Genomic DNA, 6,808 nt, shown 5'->3' on the forward strand with positions numbered 1-6,808 from the left:
GTCGGCCAGGCCGACTTCCGGTGCTTACGGGTGGGTTGCGCGGGTGCGGCAGTGGGTGAGGGCGTAGGTGATGCGGCGGTCGGAGGGGAGGGTGGTGGCGAGGAGTTCGCCGGCGGTGGTGAGGGTCTCCCAGTAGCGGGCGGGGTTTCCGGTGAGGGGATGGGTGGCGGTGAGGGAGAGGTAGGCGGTGGTGAGGTTGCCGGTGGTGAACCAGCGCTGCAACCCGTGCCGGTGGCCGGGGCGGAGGCTGCCGTGGGCGTTGATCGCGGTGAGGAGGTGCTCGACGACGGCGAGTTCGGTGTCGGTGAGGGACTTGGGGATGTCGAAGACGCCGAGGGCTTCGAGGAGTTCGCCGGTGTCGGTCTCGCTGGCGGCGTGGTGGTCGGCGAGGAGGGCGTCGTAGCACTCGGCCAGGCGGCGGGTGGTTTCGGCGAGGGGGATGTCGAGGGCGAGGCAGACGGCTCGGGCGACGGGCAGGGGCGGGTGGCCGAGGCGGGCGATGAGGGCATAGGCGGCGGCGGGGGTGGCGCCACGGGAGAGGGTGTGCTGGGCGAGGGTCGCGAGGTGCATGGAGATGGTCCTTCAGACAGTGGAGGGGGCGACGAGGGCCCAGACGAACGTGCCGATGCCGTACGGGCGGGAGGCGCAGCCCCAGCGCTCGGCCAGCTCGTTGACGAGGTAGAGGCCGCGCCCGTGCTCGTCGTCAGGCGCGGCGGTACGGACCGACGGGCGGCTGCTACCGGCGTCGTGTACCTCCAGCCGCAGCCGGGAGCCGGTGAGGGCGAAGCGGACTTCGATGTGGCAGTCGTCGGGCCCGTCGGAGTGCTGGACGGCGTTGGCGAAGAGCTCGCCCAGCAACAGCTCGGCGGTATCGCGATAGCGGTCACCGGAGGGCAGTCCGGAGAGGTAGGCCCGGAGCAAGTACCGTGCCAGGGGGGTGGATTCGGCCCGGGAGGAGAGCCGGGCGACGAAAGCCCGGGGCCGACGGGAAGTGGGCATGAGGGAGCACCTTGGAAGCAAAAGGAGAGGGGGTCGTTCACACCAGCGTTGGCGATCTGCCAGCGGTAGACAGTCGATTGCCTATGGCAGTAGCAGGTTCGCCACCGGGCGGATGTCTCTGCCGCTCGTGTCCCAGGTCGGTCGATCTGAGGGCGTAGGTCTTGAAGCCGGCGCGCTCGCCGGTCGGGATGAACCCGGTCTTGCGGAGGACGCGGCCGGAGGCGGGATTGTCGGTGCGGTGCTTGGCGCGGACCTCCGGCAGGCCGAGGTGACCAAAGGCGAGGGCGAGGAGCCCGCGGACCCCTTTGGTGGCGTAGCCACGGCCCCAGGTGTCCGCGCGCAGGATGTAGCTGACGGCGGCGACGGGGCGATCGTGGTGGAGTTTGACGACGCCGAGGAGGTGACCGTCCACGGCGAGGCCGAGCACGTACAGCGTGCGCGGTGACTGTGCCGCTGCCGCCATGATGTCGCGCAGGCGGTAGCGGGCTTCGTCGGCGTCCATGGGTGCCCGGCCCAGGTGCCTGGTCGACTCCGCGCTGTAGATCCGGAGTAGGGCTTCCTCGTCGCCGGGGCCCAGCTCCCGCAGCTCGATCATCCGCCCTCCGCTTCGATGAGCTTCGCCAGTTCGGCGGCGGTGGGCCGCTCGTCGGGGGCGGCCAGTAGGACGTAGCGCAGCCGGGCCTGGAAGGCGGGCCAGGGCATCGCGGTGGACAACGGGACGGCTCGGTGGGCGATGGCCTTGCGGATCGCCTTCACGGGCGTGCCCTTGTCGAGGCCGACGGTGTCGTAGTCCAGCGGCCACGTGCCGGTGACGCTGGTCCACAGGGTGCCGGCGAGGGCGTAGACGTCTGCGGTCTGTGTCGTGGCGACGGGCTGAGGGCCGTTGATGATCCGGGCGGCCAGTTCGGGCGCGGTGAGGTGGATCATCGTGCCGTCGAACGTCGGCCACGGGGTGCTGTCGAGCCTGCGGGACCAGGCGAAGTCGAGCAGGCGCACCGTCCCGTCCTCGCCGTGGATGCCGTGCGCGGGCTGGAGGTCCCCGTGCACCCACCCGTCTGCGTGGAAGTCCGCGACGGCGCGACACAGTCCGACGGCGGCGGCGAGGGCCTCGTCCTTCCCGCCCTCGCCCTTGCGCAGGGGCCGGAAGACCTGCCACGTGGACGGTCCGGCCAGCCACGGGGTGACGTACCAGACGCCGTCGGCGAAGCGGCCGACGGTCACGGTGTAGCCGGGGAGTTGGTCCAGGACGGAGGCTTCGCGAGCGGTGACCTCGGCGGCCTCGCCGGTGCCGAGCTTGATGCTCACCACACCCCGCGAACCGCTGGCCTTCCACACCGCCGAGCCCCGGCGGTTGCTGACCTCCTTCAGCTTCACCGGCCCACAGAAGGCCTCCGCTGCCCTCAGCGCTTCGCGGGCCTCGGCAAGGAACTCGCCCATTCTCGAACTGCCTTCCATTCGCAAGGGATGTACTCGAAGACGTCGCGGCCGTCGTCGGCCGAGACCGCCAGCGCCGCCGCGAGGTCGGGGGTGGTCTCCAGGAATCGCGGGTCCAGCGGCCGCAGGCCCGCTCGTACCGGAAGGAACGAGAAGGGCGGCGGCGGGATCCGCTGCCCGCGCCGACTGGTCTCGACAGTGCCCTGGGGGTCACAGTGGAGGGGGCGACGAGGGCCCAGACGAACGTGCCGATGCCGTACGGGCGGGAGGCGCAGCCCCAGCGCTCGGCCAGCTCGTTGACGAGGTAGAGCCCGCGCCCGTGCTCGTCGTCAGGCGCGGCGGTACGGACCGACGGCCGGCTGCTACCGGCGTCGTGTACCTCCAGTCGCAACCGGGAGCCGGTGAGGGCGAAGCGGACTTCGATGTGGCAGTCGTCGGGCCCGTCGGAGTGCTGGACGGCGTTGGCGAACAGTTCGCCGAGGAGCAGTTCGGCGGTGTCGCGGTACCGGTCCCCGGAGGGCAGGCCGGAAAGGTAAGCCCGGAGCAAGTACCGGGCCAGGGGCGTGGATTCGGCCCGGGAGGAGAGCCGGGCGACGAACATGCGGGGGCGGCGGGGCGTGAGCATGGGGGTACCTCGAAGCGGCGGGGCGGGAGCAAGCGAAGGACGTGCGATGTACGCCGGGCCTGCCGACGATCGGGGTTTGATCACAGGACCGGGGCGGGGCGTCTGCAAGAGCCGTCCCCGAACTCACGAGGCCCGGCGGGCCCGGGGGTCGGCGGTCGGGGTGAACTCTGCCCAGCCGGCCGCTGCGGTGGCCAGGGCGTTCCGCCGCAAGCGGTCCTCGGCGGATCTGCGCGGCCCGGGCGCCGGTGTCTGGGCGGGGCACGAAGGGCGGGGTGCGGCGGCCATCGCGGGCTCCAAGGGATGCGGCAGAGGTGTGGTGTGAGCCCGGACCTGACCGGGCTCACACCCCGAGGCTTCGCTTCTCGGGGGGCTGGACACCACGATGCCGCCGATGGAAGGCCCTGAATTTCACCAGAAGTGAAAGATCGTCAGATTCCCGTTCGGGTGATCCAGGTTGACAGTCGCAGACTCCGGCGGCTAGCGGAGCGTGACAGTGCGGTCACCGTCTCGCGGGCGAGCGGGTGCCGGGACACCTGGTCGGGTGCGACCGCGTACGCGGCGTCGAGCTGGTCGAGTGCGGCCTCCGGCCTGGCCATCCATCGGTACGCGCGGGCCAGGTCGATGTGGTGATGCCCGATCCTGGTCGGCGCCCATCCGGCGGGGAACCGCAGCCCCTTCGCGGCGGCCACCGCCCGGTCGTGCTCGCCGGCCTCCACCAGAGTCATCACCCGGTGCACCTGCACGTTGGTGGGCCCGAAGTGCAGCGACAGGTCCGGCCGCTCGCCGGTCCGGGTGGCTACTTTTTCAGCCTCGTCCAGGTGGTGCTGCATCAGGTCCTTCTGTCGGGCGCGGGCGGCGACCACGGCCGAGCCGAGGTGCAGTTGCCCGGTGGTGACCAGTGCGCTCGGAGTCCTGGCGTCGGTCCCCTCCAGGTGGCCGCGGCCGGATTCCTGGAGGCGTCGGCAGGCCGCCAGGTCGCCGATGCGCAGATAGGCGGTGACCCGCAGGTACTCGCGGGCGGCCCGCAACGCGGGCGCCTGGTCGCCGGCCCGCTCTGCGGCCCAGTCCATCCGGGCCAGCGCGGTCGCGGACAGGTCGCTCAATCCGATGGCGATCCCGACCGAGTGCCCGCACCGGTAGGCCTCCGCCAGCAGGCCCCACGCCTGCCGCTGCTGATCACCGGTGAACTCGTGCGCGGCCGTGTGCAACTCGACCAGCAAGCCCGGCAGCATCGCCACCATCGGCTTGTACTTCGCGGCCTGGGCCAGCGTGTTCACCTGCCGTACCGCTGCCCGAAGCGCGGGCAGGGCGCGAGGTCGAACAGCCTCCTGAGGCGGCAGGTCGTACAGATCGAGCACCGTACGGATCGGCCCCATCAGTGGGACCAACGGGTCATCTGCCACCCCGTCACCGTACGCGGGCGGTTGGAGGTCGCCAGGCTCGACTCCCAAGGCCCTGGCCACCGCTGCCACGAACTCCGGCGTCGCCGGTTTGTGCCCGGCCACCACCTTCGTGAGCAGGCTGTACGAGACGTGAGCACGATCAGCGAGTTGCCGATGACTCAGGCCTCTCACATCTTCGTAGGCGGCGATGCGCTGGCCGGTGCTGATTCCGTCCGGAGGTGCCACGTTGGCCCCATCTCGTGAATGCCTTGAACCCTGTATGCGGGACCGTACCCCCGAACTCGCCTGGTCACAGATCATTCGGTCAAACAACGTTGACGTTGGTCGGCTGGTGCGCGGCCCGGTTCCACGAGATACCTACCTCCGCCGACCAGTCGACGGATACGGTGTCAGGACTGATTGACGTGGGGAGCCTCGACATGGACCCGTCCCCGAGCGGAGTACTCGCGGCAGGCCTCAACTCGGTAGCCCTCACCATTCCGGGCCGGCCCGACGCGGTGGGCCGCTTCGAAGGGCTGCGGACCGGCCCGCACCTGCGGATCGGCATGACTGAGGTCCGGACGGTCACGGCGAGGACCGGGCGGATCGGCGCTCTGGACGACCAGTTGCGGACGTCCTCACCGGCGTCCGCCCCGCAGGCGCCGCGAACGGTACGGGAGGCCATGACATGACCAGCGATGAACCGGGCGTGCCCGTGCAGGCCGCACCCGCTCCCACGGGTGACGACCTATCGGGGGTCTGGGTCAGCCACTACGAGTTCTTCAGCAGCAGCCGGGAGAACACGTTCACCGGCCTGCACCACGTCGTCCTGTCCCAGAGTGGGAACCGGATCACCGGCCAGTCGCTCCCCGGCGCGTCGTCCAATCCCGACTCGCCACTGTCGTTCGACCTCACCGTCGACCGGAACGTTGTGACGGGCTCGTGGGTGGAACAGACCGCACAGGACGGCTACTACCAGGGGGCCAGGTACCACGGCGCCATTCAGCTGCTGGTCGATCCGACCGGGCGCCGCATGGCCGGCAAGTGGGTCGGCTTCGGCAAGGAGTTCGACGTCAACACCGGCCCTTGGGAGCTGCGCCTGCTGGAGAAGTCCACGGCGGATGACGTCTTGAGCCGCTACAGCGTGCCGCCGGAGGCGTAGCGCGCCTCACCGCGCCGGCACGGCGAGCCCCCGCTCGCCACGCGGCCTGGCCGTATGCGTCGGCATGCTGCTTGATGGTGATGGTCTTTCATGGTGGCCCGTCGAGAGTCGGAGTCTGTGCACTACGGTCTGTGGGTAGGCGGCTACAGCAGCAACCGATCCGGCAGCGAAGGACAGCCATGACGGACGACAAGCAGGCGAGGGGCACCGCGAGCTACCTGTTCGAGGCGGGCATGCTCAAGCGGGCGAAGCGCCAGGGCTGGTGGATCGCCGGAGTCAAGGACCCCGAGTCGGTCGCCGAGCACTCGTTCCGGACGGGCGTCATCGGCGCGGTGCTCGCGATGATGGAGGGCGCCGACCCGGCCAAGGTCGCCCTGCTGTGTCTCTTCCACGACACCCAGGAGACCCGGGTCAGCGATATCCCGCACATCAGTCGGCGCTACCTCGCCGCCGCGTCGAACGAACGCGTGACCGCCGACCAGGTCAGCGCCGCACACCCGGCCGTCGTTGCCGGACTCCAGGCTCTCGTGGAGGAGTACGAGAACGCCGAGAACCTGGAAGTCACCGTCGCCCACGATGCGGACAAGCTGGAGTGCCTGATCCAGGCCGTGGAGTACCGGGAGCAGGGCTACCAGAACGTCCAGCCGTGGATCGACAGCAGCCTCGGCAGCCTCAAGACCGAATCGGCCCGCGCCCTCGCCGAAGCCGCGCTGACCATGACGTCCCTGGAGTGGCAGAAGGTCTACCTGACGTGACGCCGCCGACACTCGTCTTCGACCGCTTTTCGGCGCTTGACAGTGCCATCTGACAAAGGAGTTACGCATGTCGACTGATGGGCGGATCTTCCGCGAGGCGTGGATCGCGGGTGTCTCGAAGCACTACCCGGGCGAGCCGAAGGCCGGCTATGTCGCCCCGTGGGAGGAGACCCCCGAGTGGGAGCGGGAGTGTGCCGCTGCCGTGTTCGGCCAGGTCCGGGACTTCATCGGTGTGAGCGGCGGGAACACGTCCAAGCTCACCCGGGAGCAGAAGGGCCGGTTCGTCGCGACGTGTTGGATCGCTCAGATCCACAAGCACATCGAGAATCCGAAGCCGGGCTATGTCGCCGACTGGGTCGATCTGCCGTCGTGGCAGCAGGAGACCGATGCGGAAATCTTCGAAGCGATCGAACGCGCCCACTCCTGAACACCTCGCCCGGCGTGGGGTGGA

At 70.0% G+C, this 6,808-nt stretch carries 7 protein-coding genes and 2 pseudogenes; 3 read left to right on the forward strand and 6 right to left on the reverse strand.

Translation table 11 applies throughout. The annotated features are described in order from the left end of the window. Nucleotides 1-24: 24 nt before the first annotated feature. From ACFU6K_RS26770 to ACFU6K_RS26795, 6 genes and pseudogenes are all read right to left on the reverse strand, one after another. Nucleotides 25-570 (reverse strand): hypothetical protein, encoded by a 546-nt coding sequence (locus ACFU6K_RS26770; RefSeq protein WP_380667141.1) that lies wholly within the window; start codon nucleotides 568-570, stop codon nucleotides 25-27. 12 nt (nucleotides 571-582) lie between these two features. After that, entirely contained in the window at nucleotides 583-999 is a 417-nt protein-coding gene (locus ACFU6K_RS26775; protein ID WP_380667143.1) for an ATP-binding protein, read from the reverse strand. 37 nt (nucleotides 1,000-1,036) lie between these two features. Further along, entirely contained in the window at nucleotides 1,037-1,594 is a 558-nt protein-coding gene (locus ACFU6K_RS26780; RefSeq protein ID WP_380667153.1) for a GNAT family N-acetyltransferase, read from the reverse strand. Then, on the reverse strand, nucleotides 1,591-2,436 hold the full coding sequence (locus ACFU6K_RS26785; protein ID WP_380667145.1) for a hypothetical protein: 846 nt from the start codon (nucleotides 2,434-2,436) through the stop codon (nucleotides 1,591-1,593). The genes ACFU6K_RS26780 and ACFU6K_RS26785 overlap by 4 nt, the downstream gene beginning before the upstream one ends. Before the next feature lie 241 nt (nucleotides 2,437-2,677). After that, nucleotides 2,678-3,058: pseudogene (locus ACFU6K_RS26790) on the reverse strand (ATP-binding protein); the annotation flags it as partial. Between the two features lie 428 nt (nucleotides 3,059-3,486). Then, nucleotides 3,487-4,686, reverse strand: coding sequence for a helix-turn-helix domain-containing protein (locus ACFU6K_RS26795; RefSeq protein ID WP_380667147.1), 1,200 nt, complete (start codon nucleotides 4,684-4,686; stop codon nucleotides 3,487-3,489). Nucleotides 4,687-5,191: 505 nt separating this feature from the next. On the opposite strand from ACFU6K_RS26795, the pseudogene ACFU6K_RS26800 reads away from it, so the two are divergent. From ACFU6K_RS26800 to ACFU6K_RS26810, 3 genes and pseudogenes are all read left to right on the forward strand, one after another. After that, nucleotides 5,192-5,602 (forward strand): annotated as a pseudogene (locus tag ACFU6K_RS26800) (hypothetical protein); the annotation flags it as partial. A 179-nt stretch (nucleotides 5,603-5,781) separates the two neighbouring features. Next, nucleotides 5,782-6,357: an HD family hydrolase gene (locus tag ACFU6K_RS26805; protein ID WP_380667149.1), complete on the forward strand. Its 576-nt coding sequence runs from the start codon at nucleotides 5,782-5,784 to the stop codon at nucleotides 6,355-6,357. 67 nt (nucleotides 6,358-6,424) lie between these two features. Then, nucleotides 6,425-6,784 carry a hypothetical protein gene (locus ACFU6K_RS26810; protein WP_380667151.1) on the forward strand — a complete coding sequence of 120 codons (360 nt, stop codon included), beginning with the start codon at nucleotides 6,425-6,427 and terminating at the stop codon, nucleotides 6,782-6,784. Nucleotides 6,785-6,808: the final 24 nt, after the last annotated feature.

It is taken from the genome of Kitasatospora sp. NPDC057512 (assembly GCF_042802135.1).
In the GTDB taxonomy this organism is placed as follows: Bacteria; Actinomycetota; Actinomycetes; order Streptomycetales; family Streptomycetaceae; genus Kitasatospora.